The 22,870-nt window shown below is 54.2% G+C and carries 22 protein-coding genes, 1 tRNA gene and 1 pseudogene; 4 read left to right on the top strand and 20 right to left on the bottom strand.

Features of this window, described 5'->3' with window-relative positions:
* Positions 1–139: 139 nt before the first annotated feature.
* Both ATG98_RS05155 and ATG98_RS05160 read left to right on the top strand, forming a co-directional pair.
* Positions 140–475, top strand: coding sequence for a hypothetical protein (locus ATG98_RS05155; RefSeq protein WP_098422288.1), 336 nt, complete (start codon positions 140–142; stop codon positions 473–475).
* A gap of 58 nt (positions 476–533) precedes the next feature.
* Positions 534–1,703 carry a phospholipase A gene (locus ATG98_RS05160; protein ID WP_098422289.1) on the top strand — a complete coding sequence of 390 codons (1,170 nt, stop codon included), beginning with the start codon at positions 534–536 and terminating at the stop codon, positions 1,701–1,703.
* Positions 1,704–1,829: 126 nt separating this feature from the next.
* Here the strand turns inward: ATG98_RS05160 and ATG98_RS05165 are convergent, their stop codons facing one another.
* The 12 genes and pseudogenes from ATG98_RS05165 to ATG98_RS05220 form a co-directional block, all read right to left on the bottom strand.
* Positions 1,830–3,185 carry a phosphomannomutase gene (locus ATG98_RS05165; protein ID WP_098422290.1) on the bottom strand — a complete coding sequence of 452 codons (1,356 nt, stop codon included), beginning with the start codon at positions 3,183–3,185 and terminating at the stop codon, positions 1,830–1,832.
* 113 nt (positions 3,186–3,298) lie between these two features.
* Positions 3,299–3,388: pseudogene (locus ATG98_RS22185) on the bottom strand (bacterioferritin); the annotation flags it as partial.
* Positions 3,389–3,482: 94 nt separating this feature from the next.
* Positions 3,483–3,587, bottom strand: a complete 105-nt coding sequence (locus tag ATG98_RS22915) for a (2Fe-2S)-binding protein (protein WP_416376568.1) — start codon at positions 3,585–3,587, stop codon at positions 3,483–3,485.
* Between the two features lie 76 nt (positions 3,588–3,663).
* The gene (pepQ, locus tag ATG98_RS05180) at positions 3,664–4,968 is read right to left on the bottom strand and encodes a Xaa-Pro dipeptidase (protein ID WP_098422291.1); all 1,305 of its coding nucleotides are present in this window, start codon (positions 4,966–4,968) and stop codon (positions 3,664–3,666) included.
* Positions 4,958–5,875, bottom strand: a complete 918-nt coding sequence (locus ATG98_RS05185) for a LysR family transcriptional regulator (protein ID WP_179888054.1) — start codon at positions 5,873–5,875, stop codon at positions 4,958–4,960. Before ATG98_RS05185 ends, pepQ begins: the two co-directional genes overlap by 11 nt.
* 73 nt (positions 5,876–5,948) lie before the next feature.
* Positions 5,949–6,962, bottom strand: coding sequence for an ABC transporter ATP-binding protein (locus tag ATG98_RS05190; RefSeq protein WP_098422293.1), 1,014 nt, complete (start codon positions 6,960–6,962; stop codon positions 5,949–5,951).
* Positions 6,959–7,957, bottom strand: a complete 999-nt coding sequence (locus tag ATG98_RS05195) for an ABC transporter ATP-binding protein (protein ID WP_098422294.1) — start codon at positions 7,955–7,957, stop codon at positions 6,959–6,961. Before ATG98_RS05195 ends, ATG98_RS05190 begins: the two co-directional genes overlap by 4 nt.
* 4 nt (positions 7,958–7,961) lie before the next feature.
* Positions 7,962–8,894, bottom strand: coding sequence for an ABC transporter permease (locus ATG98_RS05200; RefSeq protein WP_098422295.1), 933 nt, complete (start codon positions 8,892–8,894; stop codon positions 7,962–7,964).
* A complete protein-coding gene (locus tag ATG98_RS05205) occupies positions 8,891–9,940 on the bottom strand; it encodes an ABC transporter permease (RefSeq protein ID WP_098419772.1) in 1,050 nt (349 codons plus the stop codon). The genes ATG98_RS05200 and ATG98_RS05205 overlap by 4 nt, the downstream gene beginning before the upstream one ends.
* Before the next feature lie 112 nt (positions 9,941–10,052).
* Positions 10,053–11,615: an ABC transporter substrate-binding protein gene (locus tag ATG98_RS05210; RefSeq protein ID WP_098422296.1), complete on the bottom strand. Its 1,563-nt coding sequence runs from the start codon at positions 11,613–11,615 to the stop codon at positions 10,053–10,055.
* 178 nt (positions 11,616–11,793) lie between these two features.
* On the bottom strand, positions 11,794–12,525 hold the full coding sequence (locus tag ATG98_RS05215; protein ID WP_098422297.1) for an LrgB family protein: 732 nt from the start codon (positions 12,523–12,525) through the stop codon (positions 11,794–11,796).
* Positions 12,518–12,886, bottom strand: a complete 369-nt coding sequence (locus ATG98_RS05220) for a CidA/LrgA family protein (protein WP_098419775.1) — start codon at positions 12,884–12,886, stop codon at positions 12,518–12,520. Before ATG98_RS05220 ends, ATG98_RS05215 begins: the two co-directional genes overlap by 8 nt.
* 102 nt (positions 12,887–12,988) lie before the next feature.
* Between ATG98_RS05220 and ATG98_RS05225 the strand changes: the two genes are divergently transcribed.
* Together ATG98_RS05225 and ATG98_RS05230 are read left to right on the top strand one after the other, a co-directional pair.
* Positions 12,989–13,525, top strand: a complete 537-nt coding sequence (locus tag ATG98_RS05225) for a YaeQ family protein (RefSeq protein ID WP_098422298.1) — start codon at positions 12,989–12,991, stop codon at positions 13,523–13,525.
* A 141-nt stretch (positions 13,526–13,666) separates the two neighbouring features.
* Positions 13,667–13,743: transfer RNA gene (locus ATG98_RS05230), tRNA-Arg, on the top strand.
* Between the two features lie 131 nt (positions 13,744–13,874).
* On the opposite strand, the gene ATG98_RS05235 is transcribed toward ATG98_RS05230, so the two are convergent.
* From ATG98_RS05235 to ATG98_RS05270, 8 genes are all read right to left on the bottom strand, one after another.
* Positions 13,875–14,567 carry a glutathione S-transferase family protein gene (locus ATG98_RS05235; RefSeq protein ID WP_098422299.1) on the bottom strand — a complete coding sequence of 231 codons (693 nt, stop codon included), beginning with the start codon at positions 14,565–14,567 and terminating at the stop codon, positions 13,875–13,877.
* Positions 14,568–14,771: 204 nt separating this feature from the next.
* Complete coding sequence (locus ATG98_RS05240) at positions 14,772–16,235, bottom strand: NAD-dependent succinate-semialdehyde dehydrogenase (RefSeq protein WP_228706246.1); 1,464 nt, start codon at positions 16,233–16,235, stop codon at positions 14,772–14,774.
* Positions 16,236–16,328: 93 nt separating this feature from the next.
* Positions 16,329–17,033, bottom strand: a complete 705-nt coding sequence (locus ATG98_RS05245; protein ID WP_098422301.1) for an ABC transporter ATP-binding protein — start codon at positions 17,031–17,033, stop codon at positions 16,329–16,331.
* Positions 17,030–17,830, bottom strand: coding sequence for an ABC transporter ATP-binding protein (locus ATG98_RS05250; protein ID WP_228706247.1), 801 nt, complete (start codon positions 17,828–17,830; stop codon positions 17,030–17,032). The genes ATG98_RS05245 and ATG98_RS05250 overlap by 4 nt, the downstream gene beginning before the upstream one ends.
* Positions 17,809–18,756, bottom strand: a complete 948-nt coding sequence (locus ATG98_RS05255; RefSeq protein ID WP_098422303.1) for a branched-chain amino acid ABC transporter permease — start codon at positions 18,754–18,756, stop codon at positions 17,809–17,811. The genes ATG98_RS05250 and ATG98_RS05255 overlap by 22 nt, the downstream gene beginning before the upstream one ends.
* Positions 18,753–19,622, bottom strand: a complete 870-nt coding sequence (locus ATG98_RS05260) for a branched-chain amino acid ABC transporter permease (RefSeq protein WP_098422304.1) — start codon at positions 19,620–19,622, stop codon at positions 18,753–18,755. Before ATG98_RS05260 ends, ATG98_RS05255 begins: the two co-directional genes overlap by 4 nt.
* A gap of 78 nt (positions 19,623–19,700) precedes the next feature.
* Positions 19,701–20,888 carry an ABC transporter substrate-binding protein gene (locus tag ATG98_RS05265; RefSeq protein ID WP_228706016.1) on the bottom strand — a complete coding sequence of 396 codons (1,188 nt, stop codon included), beginning with the start codon at positions 20,886–20,888 and terminating at the stop codon, positions 19,701–19,703.
* Positions 20,889–21,015: 127 nt separating this feature from the next.
* Positions 21,016–22,629, bottom strand: coding sequence for an AMP-binding protein (locus tag ATG98_RS05270; RefSeq protein WP_098422306.1), 1,614 nt, complete (start codon positions 22,627–22,629; stop codon positions 21,016–21,018).
* Positions 22,630–22,870: the final 241 nt, after the last annotated feature.

The following is a 22,870-nucleotide window of genomic DNA, read 5'->3' on the forward strand; positions in this document are numbered from 1 at the left end:
GTACCCCGGCAAAAAAACCAACGCGCAGACGTATACATCAATTTCAACACCATTTGTTGCCATTTGGTAAATCACAAGACCTGTCACGCCGTTATGGTTACCATACGCTCTCAGCCCGTTTATCGCTCAGGAATTCGCCATGCCAGACCCCGGTCACTCGCACCACCGCTTGCGCAAACCGCTCTTAATTATAGAGTTTACCGCGCTAGCCACCCTGCTGGGCTCTATGATCTGGTTTGGCTACAGTACCCCGCCGGGGGAAGTTCTGGCGCCCGCCTGGCTGCTGGTGCCGGCTGTGGCCAGCCTGCTGGTTTTTACCAGTTTTATTGGCCTGATGTACCTGCGCTGGGTGATTACCGCAGGCGCAGAGCGGCAGATTCGCCATAAACTGATTTTTGCATTGCTGGCAATAACTATGTCCAGCGTGTGGTTATACGGCATAGCGAATACCTGGATCAGCCTGAACGCCCAGTAAAACTCTATCATTTATACGCTATTTTTCTTTCGTCAAAGGTCAAAGAGACATTACCAACATGCTATCCGCACCTGCGTTAACAATTATCCGGCAGCGCCGCCACGTGTTGGCAACGGCACTATCCACAGCACTAGCCGCCGCACTGTGCACCTTGGCTTGGGCGCCTGCAGCCAGCGCCCAAACCGACGCTGAGCCCCAGGCAGCTCAGCCGCTGTCCGCCCAAGACTGCGCACTGATTCGCGATGGATTGCAGCGCCTGGCCTGTTTCGATGAGGTTTACCAGCCTGATCAAGCCCGCGACAACGCCAGCGCCGAGCAACGGCAGCGGGTAGAGGTCGCCACCGAGGCACTACTGCCAAGCAAACGAAACATGGAAGAGACGCCGAATAACCCCGGGGCAGAGGACGAAACCGCGGTAATGTCGTCGATTCTGGACCGCTACATGGATGCAGAAGAGGCCCTGTTTTCATTCTCTGGCAGTTTTATTCGCCACCGCCCGAACTACATTCTGCCAATCACTTGGTCAGACCACCCAAACCAGACACCTACAAGTCCGCGCCTGGGCGTGACCGGCTACGACTACGGCCTCAAGCGGGAAGAAGCCAAGTACCAGATCAGCTTCAAAGTTCCGCTGCTCACCGGCTTTATGGATAAACGCACTACGCTTTGGTTCGGCTACACCCAGAAGTCTTTCTGGCAGCTTTACAATCAGGATGAGTCCGCGCCGTTTCGTGAAACCAACTACGAGCCTGAACTATTCCTGCGCTACCAACCCGACTGGAACATTGGGCCGGGCCGCCTGAACACGGTGAATCTGGGCATTAACCACCAGTCAAACGGTCAGGCCGAGCCGCGCTCGCGCAGCTGGAACCGCATTGTTGGCATGGGAACTTACACTTACAACCGCTGGCTGTTCATGGTCAAACCCTGGATACGCTTGCCAGACGGCAACACCGACGACAACGACGATATTGAACGCTATCTGGGCCATGCCAGTTACCACGCAGTGTACAAACTGACGGAAGACCGTACCTTTTCACTGAAACTGCTGAACAATCTGCGCACCTCAGACAACAAAACCTCGGTGGAGTTTGGCTACAGCTTCCCCATGGGCGATACCATCAAAGGCTTCGTGCATTATTACAACGGTTACGGTGAGAGCCTGATTGACTACAACGAGCGTATTCAAAGAATCGGCGTGGGGATTATGCTGAACGACTGGCTGTAATCGTCAGCGCCGAGGCGAGAGTTATAAACAGCTATAAAGAGGTATAAAGAAGCAAAAAGGCCCTGCCGGATTTAATTGTCCGGCAGGGCCTTTTCACAGATGTCACAAAGCAAATCACAAGCATGCTTAAAGAGCGTTCAAACGCTCCATTTCCGCAAGCAGTTCGTCGGTTTTCTCTCGCATCAACGGTATATCACCACGGGATTCCACGTTCAGCCTAACCACCGGTTCGGTGTTAGACATCCGCAGGTTAAACCGCCAGTGGTCGAATTCCACACTCACGCCGTCAATGTGGCTCACGCTCTTGGCATCGGCGCCGTATTTTACTTCGATGGCGGCAATCACGGCAGCGGGGTCTGCAATCGTACGGTTGATTTCGCCGCTGGCCGGGTAGGCTTCAATGCGGGCATCAATCAACGATGACAGCGTGCAACCCGCCTGGCACAGGCGCTCTGCCACTAGCAGCCAGGGAATCATGCCGCTGTCGCAGTACGCAAAGTCGCGAAAGTAATGGTGGGCGCTCATTTCACCGCCGTATACCGCATCTTCATCGCGCATACGCTGCTTGATGAACGCATGTCCGGTTTTGCTCTCAACGGCAATTCCACCAGCAGCGGCAACCAGGTCCAACGTGTTCCAGATCAGACGCGGGTCGTGAATCACCTTACCCGGGCCGGTCTTACGCAGAAACTGATCGGCCAGCAGGCCAACAATGTAATAGCCTTCAATAAAGCGGCCATTTTCATCGAAGAAAAAACAGCGATCGTAATCACCGTCCCAGGCGATGCCCATGGCAGCACCACTGGATTTTACCGCCTCTGCGGTGGCTGCGCGGTTTTCTTCCAGTATGGGATTGGGAACACCGTTGGGAAAATGGCCGTCTGCGTTGTGGTGCACTTTCACAAATTCGAACGGCAAGTGCGCTTCAAGTTCATCAATCACCAGCCCGGCACCGCCGTTACCAGCATTGACCACCAGTTTCAGCGGCTTCAGATTTGCACCGTTGACATAGCCCAGAAGGTGATCGATATAGGCGTTCATGGTTTCCAGGGTTTCGTAACGGCCTTGATCCTGAGCATCCGCAAACGGCTCCAAAACACGGTCACGGATGTCGTTCAGGCCATTGTCTGAACTGATCGGCCGCGACTCTGGCCCCACCATTTTCATGCCGTTATGGTCACGGGGGTTGTGGCTGGCGGTGACCATAATGCCGCCGTCCATGTCGTAATGGCTGGTGGCAAAGTACACCATTTCGGTACCGCACAGGCCAATGTCGTACACGTCTGCGCCCGCAGCCATCAAACCCGAGCACAATGCCTGGCTGATCTCGCGGCTGGACAAGCGAATGTCATAGCCGACAATAATTTTTTTCGCGCCGGTTACTTCCACATAGGCTCGGCCAATAAGCTCCGCCAGCATAGGGTTCAGCTGGTCTGGAACACGGCCACGAAGGTCATACGCTTTAAAGCAGGACAGATCCATTGTCGACATTTACTCCGCTGCGCCAGACTGTAACTGGATGTAATTTTGAATACCCATCCGACTGATCATTTCCAGCCCGTCGATGTGCTCTTCTTCACTATCGAGCATACAGAGCGTGAGTACAACAAATACTGGTTGATGGCCGTCAGCTCGTTGCCTAACACTTTGTTCAAAAACTGTATAATTTGTTTATCGCCTTTCATAGCGCCTCTCTCTAAAGATTTTGATCGGTTCGGGTAAGAATAGCGCGTTAGGGCAATAGTTAGAATCGCTGCGGTGATAAAGGAAGCCAGGCACTCAGGCCGGGTGGGCCAGCATGCCGGCCAATGCCATATAATCTTGAGCGTTGTAATCGCGGAGGATTTCACGGGCGGTTACGCCGTGGCAAAGGCACACATACATAGGGCTCTCACTTACGCAATTAAATGTTAGTGATAATTATTTCCATTGCGATCTTAAAGTTCAAGCCCTTTGCGAATTAATTTTCGTTCAATCTGCTCAGATTTCGTGCGCCCGTCTCGGTCACCAGCACGTTGTCTTCCAGCCGCACACCACCGCAGCCCTTCAGTTCGTCCAGTATCGCGGTGTTGATATGCTGCGCCAATGGTCCTGCCAGCAACGGTTCCAGCAACGAAGGGATAAAATACAGACCCGGTTCAATAGTCACCACCATGCCGGCTTCCAACGTTCGCGTCAGGCGTAAAAACGGCGCTTCTGCCGGCGACGGTACGGGTTTTCCAGCCACATCGTGCACCTGTATGCCCAGAAAATGGCCGATGCCGTGGGGGAAAAACACCCGGGTGATGCCCTGCTCTACCATGGCTTCATCGCTGATACCGCTTACCAGCCCACTGGCACTAAGCAGCGCGGCGACACCGGAATGAGCTTTGCGGTGAATAACCAGGTACTCGACACCCGGTGCAACCATCGTGCACAGGCGCTCGCGCAACAGGTCCATACCTTTTACCAGTGCGGCGAATCGGCCTTCGCCCGCGGCTGCGTAGGTGCGGGTAATGTCCGAGCAGTAACCGCGGTAGCGCACACCGGCATCCATCAGCAGGCTGCGGGACTGCGCCGGTGCCGTGATGTCGTAATACTGGTAATGCAAGGTGCCGGCGTGTTCGTTCAAGCCGATAATGCTGTGATAAGGCGCTTCTGTTTCACGCTGCAAGGTAGCCTGCTGATACGCCAAGTTGATCGCAAATTCACTGGCACCATCGGCGAACGCCGCGGCTGCCGCCTGATGGCCCGCCAACGCAACGTTATTGGCACGGGCCAGGCAGGCCACTTCATAGTCGGTTTTGTGCATGCGGGTTTCATCCAGAGCCGCCGTCAGCGCCGCCGGATTATGGTCACCCGGCACGCCTGCAAGCAGGGCCGGATCGCCCACAACGGCCAGTCCCTTACCCTGACGGGTCTCGGCAGGCAATGGCGGCAGGCCGCGTTTGGCAATGTAGCGAATATCCATTGCCTGCTGCCAGGGTTCGCTTGGCAGCTGCAAAGTCGCGTGCCAGAAGTCCACCGGCTGATACAACCACAGCACCGGCGTTGTATCTGGCTGAATCAGCAGCCAGGCGTGTTCGTAACCGGTCAGGCCGGTCCAGTGCAGGAACGGGCCAAAGCCCTGGAAAGGCGCGCTCTGGTCGTCGCCATAGCGCATGGGCGAAGCACCAGCGCTGATCAACAGGGCGCTGTAGCCATGTTCCGCCAGCGCTCGCTGGTAGCGCTGCTGCAACTCGGCAATGTGGTCAGGTTGCAGGGCCAGAATTTGGTTATCGGTCATATTGAGTTTCCAATGTGTTCCAGAGTGTATTGAATTCCTGGGTACGGGGCTGGCTCAGGCGCAGCAATCGAATTTCCAGTGTTACGTCCCAGCGCTCATCGCCGGCGCGCACCAGGCTGCCAGATTCTTCGCTTTTTTGGGCCATGCGCTGGGGCAACCAGCCCATGCCAAAGCCCTGCTTTACCAGGGCTTTCACGCTGGCCGACTGGGCGTTTTCATTCAGCGGTAACAGATTGGCGGTGGTCTTCTGCCGCGCCAGATGGGTGGTAATGGCGGGCTGCAAAAAGCCCCGTGGATGGTAAGCAATCAGCGGCACCGGCTGCGCCGCGCTGCCCGGCAGAACAAAACGTGGGGCGCCTTGTTCGTCACCGACGCTCAGCGGTATCAGTGCCTCCTTTGACAGTGTCATAGAGCGGTAGGCACTGCTGTTCAGCCGCTCATGCCAAGGCAGGTCGTCATGCCAGTAGCACAGCACCAGATCGCAGTCGCCGTTGTCGAGTGCGTCCAGAAACTGCTCGCCCACCCAGTTGGTGGCCTTTAGATTCAGTTGCAACCGCTCGGCTACCCCAGCCTGTTGCGCCCAGGTCTGGTAAAAATGGGAGAACAGACCCTGGGTTGAACCCACACTGATGCGGGCATTGGCTTCGGATTCAAGGTGTTTTACCCGCTCGCGGGTGTCGCGAACATCGCGGGTGACCCGCGCGCACAATTCGGCGAAAACCTCACCCGCGGGGGTCAGCGACAGTGGCAGCGTCTGGCGGTTAACCAGAGTTGCACCCATCGAGTCTTCCAGCAGACGAATACGCCGGCTAAAAGTAGGCTGGCTGACGTGTTGAAGCTCAGCCGCACGTGAAAAATGGCGGGTGCGGGCCAGCGCCATAAAATCTTCCATCCAGCGTACTTCCATCAACCCCCCACGGCTTTGCGGACCCTTGGCGTTACATCAAGAGCGCCATGATAACGCATCGGCTAATGGGTTTTCACAAACGGCCTTCTTCCACCCCGTGGCAGGCCACCTGGCCACCGTCATCTGTGGCAAACAATTCCGGAATTTCCTGGCGGCAGCGATCGTTAGCGTAGGGGCAACGGCCATGAAATACGCAGCCCGGGGGCAGGTTAACCGGCGTAGGCACCTCGCCCTGCAGGCGAATGTAATTGGGCCGGCCGTCTTCCAGTCGCGGTATCGCGGACAGCAATGCCTGGGTGTACGGGTGCCGCGGGGTGGCAAACAACGCCTTGGTAGGCGCCAGCTCACACACCCGGCCCAAATACATAACCGCCACGCGGGTGCCAAAGTGCTCCACCACCGCCAAATCGTGGGTGATGAACAGATAGGTCAGATTGCGGGATTCCTGGGCGTCCATCATCAAATTCAGCACTTGTGCCTGAATAGACACATCCAATGCCGAAATGGGTTCGTCCGCCACAATAAATTCCGGGTCTACCGCTAACGCGCGAGCTATGGCAATACGCTGGCGCTGGCCGCCAGAGAACTCGTGGCCAAATCGGCTGCCCCAATCCGGATCAATCCCCACCGACTGCATTACATCCTGAACTTTTTCCAGCACGTCGGTTTTGTTCCACTTGGGGTGGTGAAAGTGGATCGGCTCTTCGAGGGTTTGCTGAATGGTCATCCGCGGGTTCAAAGAGGCATAAGGATTCTGAAAAATCATCTGCATTTTGCTGCGGTACGGCAACAGAGCTTTGCCTTCCAGCGTGTCGATGCGTTTGCCTTCGTAGTGCACCTCACCGGCGGTGGGTGACAGCAAGCCCATAATAGTGCGGGCCACCGTAGACTTGCCGCAACCAGACTCGCCCACAACGCACAGGGCTTCGCCTTTGAACACCTGCAGATTCACGCCGTTGATGGCGTGCACCGCTTCCTGTTTGCGCTGAAAGCGACCGTTTTTAAAGCTGATCTGCTCCAGAAAGCTGCCAGACAGGTCGAATTTCTTTTCCAGACCGCGAATATCAACCAACGGCGAGGCGCTCATGGGGCCACCTCTCGGGCTTGCTGTTCTTGTGCAATCAAACGTTCTACCTCATAGCAGGCCACATCTACATTACCGGCCCGCACATACTCAGGCATAGTGCTGCGGCATTCATCGGTGGCGAATGAGCAGCGCGGGTTAAACGGGCAACCCGTGGGCACATTCTTTAACGACGGCATGGCGCCCGGTATCTGGAACAACCGCGCACCGGGCTCGCCCATTTGCGGCAGTGCGTTTATCAGCCCCTGAGTATACGGGTGCTGGGCATCGTTGATGATTTCGCGGGTAGGCCCCTGCTCGATGATACGGCCGGAGTACATCACCAGCATGCGCTGGGACACCTGGGATACCACGCCCAAGTCATGGGTAATCAGCATCAGCGCGACGTTTTCCTGCTCACACAAATCCAGCAGCAGAGCCATGATTTCGGCCTGAATGGTCACATCCAGAGCGGTGGTGGGCTCGTCGGCAATAATAATTTCCGGGTCTAGCAGCAACGCGATGGCAATAATCACCCGCTGGCGCATACCGCCAGACAGTTCATGGGGATATTGGTCCAGACGTTTCTCGGGGGACGGAATCTGCACCTTGCGCAGCTTGTCTACGGCAATGGCCCGCGCGTCTTTGGTGTTGATCCGGCGGTGGGCCTTGATGGCTTCCACCATCTGGGTGCCAATGGTCAGCACCGGGTTCAGGGTCATCATCGGGTCCTGAAAAATCATGGCGATGCGATTGCCGCGGATTTTCCGCAATTCGCGCTCGCTCATGGCCGCCAGGTCTTTGCCTTCAAACAGAATCTGCCCACCGGCAATGTAGCCTGGCTGCGCAATCAGATTGAGAATGGAAAACGCCGCCACGGATTTACCCGCACCGGATTCGCCCACCAGGCCCAGCCGTTCGCCTTTGTCCAGCGAAAAGCTGATGCCCCGCAGGGCCGTCAAATCGCCACCGCGCACGGCAAAGCGAACATCCAGATTTTTTACTTCCAGCAGTGCCATCGGATTATCCCTTGTACAGCCGTGGGTTCATTACATCGCGCAGCCAGTCGCCCAGCAGGTTGATCACAAGCACCAGTACCACCAGCACAACGCCCGGCAGCAGGGTGATCCACCAGGAACCGCTCTGAATGTAATCAAAGCCAGATTTGATCAGCGAGCCAAGTGACGGCTGGGTTTCAGGCATGCCCAGACCCAGAAACGACAGCGCCGCTTCGGAAATAATGGCGTTGGCGATCTGCACCGTACCAATCACGAAAATGGGCGACAAAGTATTGGGCAGAATGTGGCGGAACATAATGCGATTGGTGCGAAAGCCCATCACCTTGGCCGCATCCACGTATTCTTTTTTCTTTTCTGCCAGCACGGAGGCACGCACGGTACGGGCAATCTGCGGCCATTCGGACACGCCGATGATAAAAATCAGCATGTAAATGGCGATTTCACCAAACATCAGGCTGCCAAAGCTGGCCTTGAAAACGGCCCCGACAATGATCGCAACCATCAACGTTGAAAACGACAACTGTACATCGGCAATGCGCATCAAAATAGCGTCTACCCGGCCACCCAGGTAGCCCGCCAGCAGGCCGAACATAATACCCAGAGCGGCTTGCAGAATGACGGCACCAAAACCGATCATCAGCGACACCCGGGTGCCGTACAAAATGGTCGACAGCATGTCCCGGCCCTGAGCGTCTGTGCCCAACGGGAAGGCTTCGTCGGCGCCGTTCATACCAAGCGGCGGCAACTCCGAGTTCATGATATCGATTTGCGCAAGATCGTACGGATCGGTCGGCGCCAGCAAGGGCGCGAAAATCGCCGACAGAACCATCGCCAAAAATACGATAAAGCTGATAATGGCGACCTTGTCGCGCTTGAAGCTGTACCAGAGAAAAGAGTCGCGGACGCGAGCCCAACGGGAGACAGTCGCGGTCATCATGCTTTTTTACCTGTCAGTTTTACAGTGGGGTTCACCAGGCCGTAGATCAGATCCACAATGGTGTTGGTAATCACAAAAACCAGCCCCACCACCATCAGGTAGGCCACAATCAGCGGAATGTCGCTGCGGGTAATGGCTTCCAGAAACATCAAGCCCATGCCCGGCCACTGGAATACAGTTTCAGTAAGAATGGTGTAAGCGACCATGATGCCGAGTTGCACACCGCCTACGGTGATGACCGGCAGCATGGTGTTTTTCAAGGCGTGCAAAAAGTTGATGCGGCCGGAAGACAGCCCCTTAGCACGCGCGTAGCGAATATAGTCGCTTTGCAGCACTTCCATCATTTCCGCACGAATCAGCCGGATAAACAGCGGCAGCATGATTGACGCCAGAGACACACAGGGCAGCACCAGGTGCCAAAGGCCGTCTGAAGAGAAAAACCCTGAATTCCAGGTACCGAACAAATGGGTAAGTTCATCACCGCGGCCGTAAGAGGGTAAACCGCCATCGGTAGACAGCGCGCCGTTTAGCCAGGCGCCCCAACCGGTATCCGTTGGAAACAGTTCAATCGTAACCCCAATCGAAAACAGCTGAATCAGCACAATGGCGGTCAAGAACACCGGAATTGAAATACCAACGGTGCTGATGCCCATAAAAAATTTCGACAAAAATGCTTGCGGGCGAATGGCTGCGTACACACCAATAGGCACCGAAAACACCAAAATAATCAGGCTGGCACCAATCACCAATTCCAGGGTGGCCGGAAGGTGTTCAGCAATAACCTGTAACGTAGGCTTGCCGTAGAAGTACGAAATGCCCAGATCTCCCTGCAGAGCATTACCGGCAAAGCGCGCATACTGCACGTAAATTGGGTCATTAAAACCCATGTCTTCACGTATGGCATCGCGCTCTTCCAGCGACACCGACATGCCCACCAGTTCATACAGCGGGTCACCCAGGCCGTCCTGAATGGCAAACGCGATCACGCTGATCACGAACATGACCAGAAATGCCTGGGAAATCCGTTGAACCAAAAACGCTAGCATGAAAAATGTCCGGATTAGGCGTCAATAAAAAAGCCGGTTGCAGGCGCCCTTGGGAGGTGGGTGCCCGCAGCCGACCGGGTTTTACGGGTTGATCACGTGTGATTAGAGGCGGTTACTCGACCACTAAGTCTCCCAGGTACGGGAAGTTCATCACGTTCAATATGGGTTCAAGTTTTACGTTCTTCTTTGAAGCCCAAGCCAGATCCTGCCAGTGCAGGGGGATGAACGCAGCATCGTCATACAGTTGCTTTTCTGCGTCTTGCAGCATCGCAGCGCGTTTTTCACGATCGGTTTCCACATTGGCTTTTGTGACCAACGCGTCTACTTCCGGATTGCAGTAGTAACCCGCGTTGTACTGGCCAGCACCGGTGTCGGCGTTCGGGCAGAAGGTCAGAAACTCGAAGAAGTTCGCTGAGTCTTCGGTATCGGCGTGCCAGCCAATCAGCATCATGTCACCTGAGCGGGCATCAAATTCCGGCCAGTACTGCGCCTTGGGCAGGGTTTTCAGATCCACCGTGATGTTAATGCGCGCCAGCATGGCCGCAGCCGCCTGGGCAATCTTGTCGTCGTTCACGTAGCGGTTGTTGGGCGACATCATGGTGATGGTAAAGCCGTCTTCATAGCCGGCCTCCTTCATCAGTTGTTGCGCCTTTTCCACATCATAACGAGGTTTCAAAGAGTCGTTATGGCCAGAATAGCCAGCCGGTGACATCTGCGCTGCGGGGGTCGCGAAGCCTTTCATGATTTTTGCCGCAATGCCTTCCTGGTTAATGGCGTAAGCCACCGCCTGGCGGACTTTGGGGTTCTTGAAGGCCTCAACACGATCCTGGTTCATGTGGAACATGATGATGCGGGTACCGCTCATGGTCACCAGATCCGTGTCTTTGTCGCGCTTAATGCGGTCCAGATCGGTTGGCGGCACCGGAGCAATAAAATCCACACCACCTGACAACAACGCCGATACGCGGGTGTTGTTTTCCTTGATGGGGGTCAGCACGATTTTCTTCACGTTGCCGGGTGATGCTTCATCCCAGTAATCGGCAAAGCGTTCAAACTCCATGCGCACGCCCTGCTGACGCGAGGTAACAACGTAAGGGCCAGTACCGGACAAGTTGCCAGACGCGAACGAACTACCGTGCTTGGTAATGGCCGCTTTGCTTTGGCCATTTTCGGTTTCACCGGAATAGAACTCGCTGTCCATCGGAAAAATATAAGTCGCGGTGTTCAGCAGCAGCGGGTAAGGCTCGGCGGTAACCAGCTCAAAGGTGTAGTCATCAATGACATTGATGCCGGTGAAAGGCGCAAAGATCGCCTTATAGTCAGAGCTTTGCTTCAAACGGTCGTAGGTAAACTTTACGTCTTTGGTGGTCAGCTCGTTACCGGAATGAAACTTAACACCCTCACGCAGCTTGAAGCGCATGGTTTTGTCATCCACACGTTCCCAACTTTCTGCCAGGCGGGCGTCAAAACCCAGGTCTTTGTTCCAGCGGATCAGCGGGTCAAAGGTCATGTGGGACAGTTGCAGCATACCGCCAGACAACTGCTCATGAATGTCCAGGGTGACGGGATCGGCGTCGTAGGCCATTTTCAGTTCTTTGGTCGCTTCAGCAGACAGCGCCAAGGGCGCTGCGGCCAAAGCCATAGAGCCAACAAATGCGGTTAGTAGCTTTCTCATCGCGTTTTCCGTTGCTGTTTTAAGAATTGTACGGACGAATCGGCGCCCAAGAACGCCAGATACCTAGTAGTAACCTAGTCAACCCACAGAAAAACGGCAATTGAAATTGCGACATACCCCTATACGCAAGATGCATACAGGCGTTTGAATGAACACACAGGTTGGAACGAAGAGCCTGTCACAGGTTGAAAAGAACCGGCAGCAGCAGCGCGGTAAACAGCCCGGTCAGGCTCATGCCCAATGAAGAAAAAGCCCCTGCGGTACTGCTGATTTCAAACGCCCGCACGGTGCCAATGGCGTGGCCATTCAAGCCGAGGGCAAAACCGATCACCCGCTCATCCGTAATGTTCAGCAGGCGGGTGGCTACCTCAACACACAAAGTGGTAAACACGCCCGTAATCAACAGAGCCGCCATCAGCATCGGCACCGAACTGCCAATGATGTCACCAATACCCAAAGCGATGGCTGCCGTAACCGATTTTGGTGCCAGCGACGCCATAACCGTTGGCGACGCACCCAGCGCCCAAGCAATGACCAGCGTGTATAACACCGCCAGCGAGGCGGCTATAGGCAAGGTAAGAACGATAGGCCAGAGCATGGCACGAATATGATGAATGTTTTGATACAGCGGCACGCCCAGCGCCACTGTAGCCGGGCCCAACAGCAGCATTAGCCAGTTTGCGCCTTCACGATAACTGTCTGGGTCTAAGCCTGAAAGCGCAATCATGCCGGCCAGAATGGTGGCTGCGGGCACCACCGGTGGCAGCCAAACCGGGCGGCCAATAGCGATGTACACCCTGTTCGCTGCAAAAAACGCCAGTATAGTCATCGCGATGGCAAGCATCGGCGTGTCTGCCAGCACTTGAGACAGAGTCAGTAAACGCTCCCAAACCGTCAGCGAACTATTCATGGTTGTCTGATCCGGAGGGCAGTTTGCGCGCCAGCACATTTAATAAAACCAAGGTGGTAACCACACTCAAAAAGGTACCCACCAGCAAAGACACACTCACCGCCAGCCACTGCCCGGTGAACTTGCCGGAGATGAAAAATATCTCTGTCAGGCCCGGCATAATCAGCAAAATAAGCACCGAAATCAGAGCCTGGCTGGCACCGGCCACAGCATTACCCACGCCGCCAGTTACCATCAAATACAGGGTAAGTAACATCAACCCCAGAATACCGCCGCTAATCGGCACCAGAAACACCAGCCGCAGTGATTCCCCTAGCAGGAAAAACAGCACCAGAATCAGAAAACCCCGTAATATCGACATAGGTGGCGCCCGGCTATCCCTGAAATGAATTACACTCGTCGCGCGCATTGTCCCCCACGCACCGAAAGGGCGCAAATAGCCCGCGATTACCATAGGAACCCCATGGCGCTCAAAGCTACAATTTTCAAAGCCACACTGAATATTGCCGATATGGATCGCCATTATTACGCCGACCACCAGCTGACCCTGGCACGCCACCCGTCTGAGAACGACGAGCGCATGATGGTGCGGCTGCTGGCGTTTGCACTGAATGCCAGTGACCAACTGGAGTTCACAAAAGGCCTGAGCACCGACGACGAACCGGAACTGTGGCAAAAAAGCCTGAGCAACGAAATTGAACTGTGGATTGAACTGGGCCTGCCAGACGAAAGCCGCCTGCGCAAAGCCTGTAATCGCTCAAAACAGGTAATCCTGTACACCTACGGCGGCCGCGGCGTGCCCATCTGGTGGGACAAAAATAAAGCAAAACTGGCCCGCTTTAACAACCTGACCTGCGTGAATCTGGACCCGGAAGCCACCGAACAGTTGGCCGGCATGGCCCAGCGTGCCATGAGCCTTCAGGTAACCATTCAGGATGGCGAAGTGACCTTCAGTAATGAGCACGGGCTTGTCGCCCTGACGCCCGAACCGTTCGCCTGACTAAGCTGAGCGGTGAGTTGGCCTCTTATATAGGGCCAAACCAGTAAATTAAGCGCCGCTGCCCGGCAAAGGCTGGACAGTCGCCCGCGGCAAACGTAAGATTACGCACTCGAAATTAGCGCATAGCCGTTAAGCTCGTAAGCGCCCGTAGCTCAGCTGGATAGAGTACTGCCCTCCGAAGGCAGTGGTCACAGGTTCGAATCCTGTCGGGCGCGCCATATTTTTCAAGGTCTTACGTGAAAGCGTAGGGCTTTTTTAATTTCCTGTGTCCAGACTGCCCACTCTGCCAGCCTAGTTGTCCAATTGGCTCAGGGTGTAGTGGTCTCGTCCGGAGCTACCGGACGGTTGATTAATAGTTCGACGGAAATAGTGCACGCAGCGTCTCTTCGTCCCGCTCTTTCTTGAACGGGTGGTCCGTGCCGACCAGACGCGCGCGAATCGCCGCTGGCCTGTCTTCGATAAGCTCGAACCAACGCTTAATATTGGGAAATGCCGCTAGTGGGTTATCATCGCCTGAAAACACACGTTCCGCCATGTTGATCCAGCCCCAGGCGGACATGTCAGCGATAGAATAGTCATTGCCAACGATGTATTCCCGGCCGTTCAAGTGATCTTCCAGTACTTGGTAGTGACGTTCGGCTTCCCGACGATAGCGGTTGATAACGTAGGGTAGTTTTTCCGGAGCCGCGAGTTGAAAGTGCACCGCTTGACCGGAGAAGGGACCAAGGCCCGTGCCGATGAAAGAAAGCCAAGACAGCAGTTCCCCGCGATCTTCTGGCGCGCCATTAAAGCGCCCGGTTTTCTCGGCGAGATACAGTAGAATGGCGGTGGAATCGAAAACCCGCACGGCGTTTCCACCCGGGCCGTCGGTATCCACAATCGCGGGCACCTTGCCATTGGGGTTGATGGTTCGGAACTCGGGGGTGTGTTGCTCGCCCTTGCTGGTGTCGGTGGGTACTACCTCGTAATCCAGACCGGCTTCTTCCAAGAAGAGCGCAATCTTGGCCGGGTTGGGGGTCGGATGGAAATAAAAACGGATCATATAAGAAAGCTCCCGCTCTGGCTGGCTGGCTGAATTTTTTGCGGCCAGAGTCTATTGTTGACTTAAGTTTCTGATCAATCGTTCTACGATAAGTTAGGTAACCAAATTCTGGGAGACCCGAGGCCAGCCAAAACTTCGGGAGTGTCCAGCCCGCGGAGCGTGCGACGGGGGAGCCTGACATTCAGTTCCCCTTAAACCCCGCACCTAACGCATGCCGCCGAGACATAGGTATTTGAGCTCCATGAACTCATCCAAACCATATCGTGAACCTTCCCGGCCAAGCCCGCTTTCCTTAATACCGCCAAAGGGGGCCGCCTCTGTAGAAATAATCCCATCGTTAATGCCGATCATGCCAGTTTCAAGAGCCTCAGCCACATGCCATATGCGTCTTACGTCATTGCTGTAGAAGTAGGCAGCCAAGCCAAACTCCGTGTTATTGGCCATGGCGATCGCCTGCTCTTCAGTATCAAACCGAAACAGCGGCGCCACCGGGCCAAACGTCTCTTCACTGGCTACCACCATTTCCTGTGTTACATCAGTAAGGATTGTGGGCTCGAAGAATGTTCCGCCAAGCGCGTGTGCCTTCCCTCCCAATACGACTTTCGCTCCCTTAGCCGTCGCATCGGAAATATGCCGCTTGACCTTGTCCAGAGCCGCCTGATTGATCAACGGCCCCTGGTGCGTCTCACCGTCGAGACCGGCACCTACAACCATCTTGCTGACAGCAATCTTTAGTTTCTCAACAAATGCATCATAGACTCCGGACTGAACATAGATACGGTTGGCGCAGACACAGGTCTGCCCCGTATTTCGATATTTGGATGCCATAAGCCCGTTTACTGCCGCATCAAGATCCGCATCGTCGAAGACGATAAACGGGGCATTGCCGCCCAGCTCCAGGCTCACTTTTTTGACAGTGCCGCTAGCCTGGCGCATCAGCAATTTGCCAACCGGCGTTGAGCCGGTGAACGATACTTTGCGAACGATTGGGCTCGTTGTTAACTCTTCACCCACCTCCGGCGCTCGGGCTTTAGAGCAGGTTATGATATTGAAAATTCCTGATGGAACTCCCGCCTCAGCTGCCAGCACCGCCAACGCAAGGGCGCACAAGGGTGTATCTTCCGCAGGCTTGACGACAACAGGGCAACCGGCCGCGAGCGCGGGCGCTACTTTGCGAGTAATCATCGCCACTGGAAAGTTCCACGGCGTGATGGCCGCTACCACCCCTATAGGCTGCTTGATGACTATAATTCGCTTATCCCGGCCGTGACTGGGAATTACATCGCCGTAGGCTCGCTTGGCTTCTTCGGCAAACCACTCGATAAAACTTGCCCCATAGGCCACCTCGCCCCGTGCTTCCGTAAGTGGTTTACCTTGTTCGGCGGTCATCAGCCGGGCCAGGTCTTCCTGATGATGCATCACCAGATCAAACCACCGGCCAAGGATACTCGCACGCTCCTTGGCTGTTCGTGCACGCCAGTCAGGCCATGCAGCCTCCGCAGCTCGGATTGCTAATGCCGTGTCTTCCGCGCCCATGTCCGGCACAGTGGCCAAGCTCTCTCCATTGGCAGGATTGATAACCGAGAAAACCTCACCGGATTGGGCCTGAATCCACATTCCATTGACGTAAGCATTTTTACATAGGAGTTTCGGGTTCGCTAAACTAATAGTCATCACAGTCCTCACGGGGGGAGATTCAACGTTTCCAAAGTAAATAGTTTTTAATCATATCTGCTCCTGCAGCAAAGATTTCAGGCCAGATTACGCGACCGACAAAAACCTGTCCTGAGTGGCCTGGTCAGCTCGCAGTTCGTCACTAGTGGCCTGATGGACAACCTGTCCCTTTTCCAGAATGTAGGCTTTCCGGGCATGTTTCAGTGCAAATCGAACATTCTGGTCAGTGAATAGTATGGTCGTGGTCTGACTAAGATCGTCAATCAACTCCCCGATCTGCTGCACAATAACCGGGGCCAGCCCCTCATTGGGTTCATCCAGCAACAGCAGCCTTGGCTGAGTCATCAGCGAGCGAGCTACCGCCAGCATTTGCTGCTGTCCGCCAGACAAAGTAGCTCCGTCTTGATCTTCTCGCTCTCCCAACATTTCGTATTTTTTGAGGATATTATCCACTGTCCAGTGGGCGGCACTCCCCTTGCGCTGATAAGCGGCCACTTCGAGGTTGTCCCGGACGCTCAGACTGGGGAAAATCCGGCGATCCTCCGGCACATAACCAATGCCTGAACGGGCAATTCGGTGCGGCGGCAAACCCTGAATTCGCTTGCCGTTAAAGATCACCTCACCAGATCGCGGAGGTGTTAAGCCAATAATACTTTTCAGTGTTGTACTCTTTCCGGCTCCGTTCCGGCCGAGTAGACAAACAGTCTCACCCTCTTCCAGTCGAAGAGTAACGCCTTGAAGCGCTTGGCTTTCGCCATAGAACGTCTGAATATTGCGAACATCAAGAATCATGCGCCGGTCTCCTCGGTCACTTCGTCTTCTTCCTCACCCAAGTAGGCACGCCGAACCTCAGGATGGCTTTTCACTTCCGCTGGAGTGCCTGCAAACAATTTTTCACCACGGTGCATGACGAGAATGCGATCCGCTACATCGAAGACCACATCCATATCGTGCTCGGTGATGAGGAACGTATAGTCGCCACTGTTTGCCAGACTTTTGATCAGTTTTGCGGTTCGCCGGGTTTCCTCCGGCGTCATTCCTGCCGTTGGCTCGTCCAGCAGAACCAATTTTGGGCGCGTCGCCAGAACCATCGCTATTTCTAACAGACGTTTGTCGCCATAACTGATGACCTCGGCACGTTGATCCTTGAGGCTATCGACACCCAGGCGCTTGAGGAGCTCTATCGCTTCCTGCTGAATACCGGTGTTACGAGACGCAATATTAAACAGCTTGCGACTGTGGCCATGGTAAGCCGACAACACCACTTCAACGTTTTCTTGAACCGTCATCTCAGGAAAAATGTTGTTGATCTGAAAAGAACGTGAAATTCCCAATTTGCTAATTTTATGGGGTGGCAGGCCAGTAATGTTTTTACCGTCAAGCGTGATATTGCCCTCAGAGGGCTGCATCCGGCCAGAAACCATGTTGTAAAACGTCGTCTTGCCAGCGCCGTTGGGGCCGATGATAGCCATGGTCTCCTTCCGCATGACTTCCAGATTGATGCCCGAAACCGCAGCGTTTCCGCCAAAACGTTTGGTAAGGTTTGATATGGTGAGAATTGGATGAGTCATTTCTTTATCTCCATCCACCAATCAAGGACGGTGCCTAGTAAGCCCTTGCGGAAGAATATAACCATTAGAGCGAGGATAATTCCTAAAACAAGCATCCAAGACTCTGTGAAGCTGGTTATCCAGGTTTCTAGCAGTACAAACACGGCTGAGCCAACAAACGGTCCCAAAAAGTAGCCTGTGCCACCCAGGATAGCCATCAGTATCGGCTCTGCAGACATCGACCAATGCAGCAGTTCAGGGCTCGCAACCCGAAGAAACGGAGCCATTAGACCACCTGCCAAGCCAGCAAAAGAGCCTGCAATCACAAAGGCCACCAACCGATAAGTGCGCACATTCAGGCCAGCAAATGACACCCGCTCGGGATTCTGGCGAATAGCTCTCAGAATCATGCCGAATGAACTACGGCAAACCAGATATAGCACCGCGGAGGCAATAGCAACAATGACTAGCACGACGTGATAGTAGATCGCTGGATTCGCCAGAGTCAGATCAAGCCCAAGCCCGAACGAGCCCAAAGAAAAGCCAGCCAGCCCGTCACTGCCATTGGTGACTGAGCGCCATTGGTATGCAATAGCAAAAACCATCATGCCGAAGGCCAAAGTCAACATGGAGAAATACACTTCATTAAGCCGAACGCAGAAAAAACCAATGATCAAGGCCAATAGCGCGGACGCACCCATGGATACCAGCAGGCTGACGACGAACGGCCATTCGAGATGTATTAACACCAGTGCCATAGCGTAGGAGCCGATACCGAAGAAGGCCGCGTGCCCGAAACTCAGCATTCCTGTATAGCCAAAAATCAAATTAAAACTGGCTGCGAACAAGCCTAAAATAAGTATTTCGGTAAAAATGAAAATATAAAAGTAAGAGGCAATCCAAGGTACGGCAATCAGCCCTGCGATCACCAAAGTCAGCAAGGCCCATAAAATCTTGATCTTCATGCCGCTGCCCCTTTGCCCATAATGCCATTAGGTTTGAACAACAGAACCAGCGCCATTCCCAAAAATGGCAAAAGCATGTTTACCTCAGGAAAATAACGACCACCAAAGCCATGGATTAGCCCGAGAATAATGGCCCCGATCAAGGCGCCTGGAAAGCTCCCAAGACCACCGATGACCACCACAATGAAGGATTCGATAATAATCTTGTCGCCCATGCCGGGATCCAGTGCACGCATCGGTGCGGCAATCACACCGCCGACAGCCGCAAGCCAGGCGCCAAAGGCAAACACACCTGTCACCACCAGCCGGGTATTGATACACAAGACCTCTGCCATATCGCGATCCAGGGCCGCAGCACGCATGATTCGACCGATTCGGGTCCGATTAAACAGGAACCAGAGGCCAGCCAGCAGGGCCAGACCCATAACAATCACAAACAGGCTGTAGGTCGGTATGAAACTACCCATAATATCCATCGACCCAGCCAGCAGCTGAGGTGGCTGAACGACCTGAATTCCGCTGCCCCAGATTATTCGCACACTCTCGTTAATAATTAACAGAAGCGCAAAAGTGAGTAACAGACTGTCTGCTATATCCCTGGAATAAATATACCGTAATAAAAACCGGTCGATGAGAACCGCCAATATAGCCACACCAAGCGGAGCCAATAGCAGCGCTGCCCAAAACGGCATTCCTACTATGTTGATCAGGGTAAATGCCAGATACGCCCCCAGCATGTAGAGCGCTCCGTGAGCAAAGTTGATGATGTTTAAAACACCAAACACGATATTCAGTCCCACTGCGATAATGAACAGCAGAAGCCCGATATCAAGACTATTCAGCAACGCCGATCCGATGCCAGACATGGATTACCTCATTTCGTTAGAGCCGGTTTCGTGGCGCCCTGCAAGGGCGCCACGGCAAGCATTTTGACCACCGTTAATTCAGAGCTTGCAACCGGTCTCTTCGATAGAGCGAGCCACATCCTCGCCGTTAAAGATCTGCAGATCAGTCAGTGTGCGGATACCGTACTCAGGATGCATCGGGCCTGAAATGCCCCAGTTCGGACTGACCATTGCCTGATTATCTCCTTTTCGGAAAGTAACCGTACCGTTTGGTGCTTCTATGCTCATACCACTAAGTGCTTTTGCAACCGCAGGGCCATCGGTAGTGCCCGCTGTCTCCATTGCTTTTTTATAGGCATAAATTGCCGCATAGGCGCCTTCCGCGTTATAGCTGGGGGGGCCACCGTAGGCATCGACATAAGCCTTAACGAAACGGGCATTGATGTCGTTATCATAAGCATCGAACCAGTACCGAGTAGAAAGGTGCACGCCTTCTGGCATCTCGTCGCCAAGAGCCGATAACACTTCGGTTGCTGCACCCACGGTAAAGAGCAGCTCAAAGTCTTTTTCAAAGAATCCGCGATTGTTGGCCTGGCGAACAAAGTTGACCAGGTCGCCACCCCAAACAGAGATAAGAACACCGTCGGCATCCGAGTCCATGACCCGATCAATGAACGGAGTAAAATCTTCAGCCCCAAAACGCGGGAAATTGGTCTCCGACATCAGGTTGACGTCAGGTTTGAGCTCTTTCAGGTAGTTTCCGAAAAACTCCCAGGATTGGTGACCAAAAGCATAGTCCGGGCCGATAGTCGTCCAGTTAGTGGCATCAAGTTTTTCAGCAACCAGGGCAGCGGCCTTCATGTTCTGGGCAACGTTTACGCTGATACGATAGGTCAACGCATTACACAGCTTTCCGGTAACGTCGGGAGTGGCTGCATGAGTAATAATGAGCGGTTTCTGCAGCTCGGGCATTGTCGGCACCATGCCCTGGGCGACACCGGAACTATCCAGTCCAACCAAGGCGTCAACACCTTCCGAATACACTAATTTCCGGGCTGCCTGTATGGCCACCGACGCTTTACCCTGGCTATCTTCGTAGACCATCTCGACTTGCCGGCCCAGAATTCCGCCAGAGGCGTTGATTTCATCGACCGCGAGGTTAATGCCCTTCTGGGCAAACTCACCATAGGTCGCAGCGCTGCCAGAGAGAATGTAGATTCCCCCGATGCGAATTGGCTCCTCCGCGTAACTGGTACTTGCGGCACCCATCGCAGCAGCTGCGGTCATCGCAACCAGGATTTTTTTTGCACATGTTTTTATCATTGTAATGCCCCTTCGTTATTGTCTTTATTTTTAATGGCTAAAAAGCGTTCTAGTTGCTATCGCAACCTCCTTCTGGCCACGGCCAGACTTGTTATGGGAACAGCGAGTCCCGAAGAATGTTTTTGCGGACCTTCCCTGTAGCGGTTTTCGGCAACTCGCGAAACACGACCTTCCTGGGCGCCTTGAAATGCGGCATGTGCTCTCTACAAAACGCTATAATATCAGCGGACGTTATCTCTTCACTATCGTCAATCAGACTGACAAAAGCACAGGGTACCTCCCCCCACTTTTCATCGGCTATTGCCACGACAGCAGCCTCGGAAATCTGCGGGTGCCGGTACAGCACCTCCTCCACTTCAAGGCTGGAGATGTTCTCTCCGCCAGATATAATGACATCCTTGGCCCGGTCCCGAATCTCGACGTAGTGGTCAGAGTGCATGACCGCCAGGTCGCCCGTGTGAAACCATCCATGACTAAAAGCATCGGCTGTGGCTTCCGGATTTTTCAAATAGCCCTTCATCACGGTGTTTCCCCGAATACAGATCTCACCCATGGTTTTGCCATCGGCAGGCACGTATTCACCACTCACCATATCGAGAACAGCAATCTCATCCAGCCCATGTGTGGAAACTCCCTGACGGGACATTTTCAATGCTCTTTGTTCTAGCGGAAGGGCCTGCCACTCGGGCTGAGGCACGCACAATGCGGATGGACCAAATGTCTCGGTCAAACCGTAGAGGTGAGTAATCTGAAAACCGATCTCTTCTGCTTTTCGAATCACACTGCTCGGGGGTGCTGCACCACCCAAAGCGAATTGGGTCGAACGGGACAACTTCAGTTTCTGCCGCCCGAGCTCTTGCAGCAACATATTCATGACCACCGGAGCCCCACACATATGAGTCACTCCGTAAGTCTCGATATGACGATAAATTTTCATCGGGTCCACATCTCGGAGACAAACGTGGGTTCCACCCACTGCCGTTATGGCCCAGGTATAGGCCCAACCATTGCAATGGAACATTGGAAGGGTCCACAGGTAGACCGTCTCGGGTGTCATTTGAAACACCATTGAGTTCGTCATTGCCGCCAGAAAAGCACCACGATGGTGGTAAACCACGCCTTTGGGATTACCCGTCGTGCCCGACGTATAGTTCAGAGAAATCGCGTCCCACTCATCATCAGGGCGCTGCCAACTGGCCTCCGGATTTCCCTCTGACAGAAAACTTTCATAGTCCTGTTGCGCAAGCCCATCACTTACCCCCGCTTTACTCTCGATAGAAATCAGAAGCGGCGGTGCGTCCAACTGTGAGACGGCGGCGCGCACCACATTCTCCCAATCTGTGTCGTAAAACAGCACGCGGGCCTCACCGTGGTCCAAAATAAAGGCAAGGGTTGCGGCATCCAGGCGAATATTAATGGTGTTGATGACTGCACCCGCCATGGGCACAGAGTAGTGGGACTCCAGCATCTCGTGGCAATTCGGGCTTAATATCGCGACCGTATCACCGGAATTAACACCTCTGCGCCTCAGCGCATCACTCATCTGGCAGCAGCGTCGGTATAGTTCACCATAGGAAAGCACCAGATCGACATCGATTACGGCCAGTTTATCCGGATACACGGTTGCCGAGCGCTGTAGCAACGTAAGTGGCGTCAGTGCGGAAAAATTGGCGCGTGCTCTGTCGAACTTTTTGTACTTATTCATGTTTCACCGATTCAGGTAGCCCGGGCTGTTATTCCCAAACGAGCGTCCGTTAGAGTTCGGAGCACTTCACGCAGAGCCTTATCTCAACCATTCAGCCGACGCTCGCGAATCGCATCGGCGGGAGATATCCAGCCATTGCTGAGAGTAATCACGTCGATTTTTAATCCACTTCAGTCGGCCAAGGTTATCTCTTAACAAAAATTTTAGTCGAACGACCCAAGTTTTGTAATATTCAAAGAGC

Source organism: Marinobacter sp. LV10R520-4, from assembly GCF_002563815.1.
Classification (GTDB): domain Bacteria; phylum Pseudomonadota; class Gammaproteobacteria; order Pseudomonadales; family Oleiphilaceae; genus Marinobacter.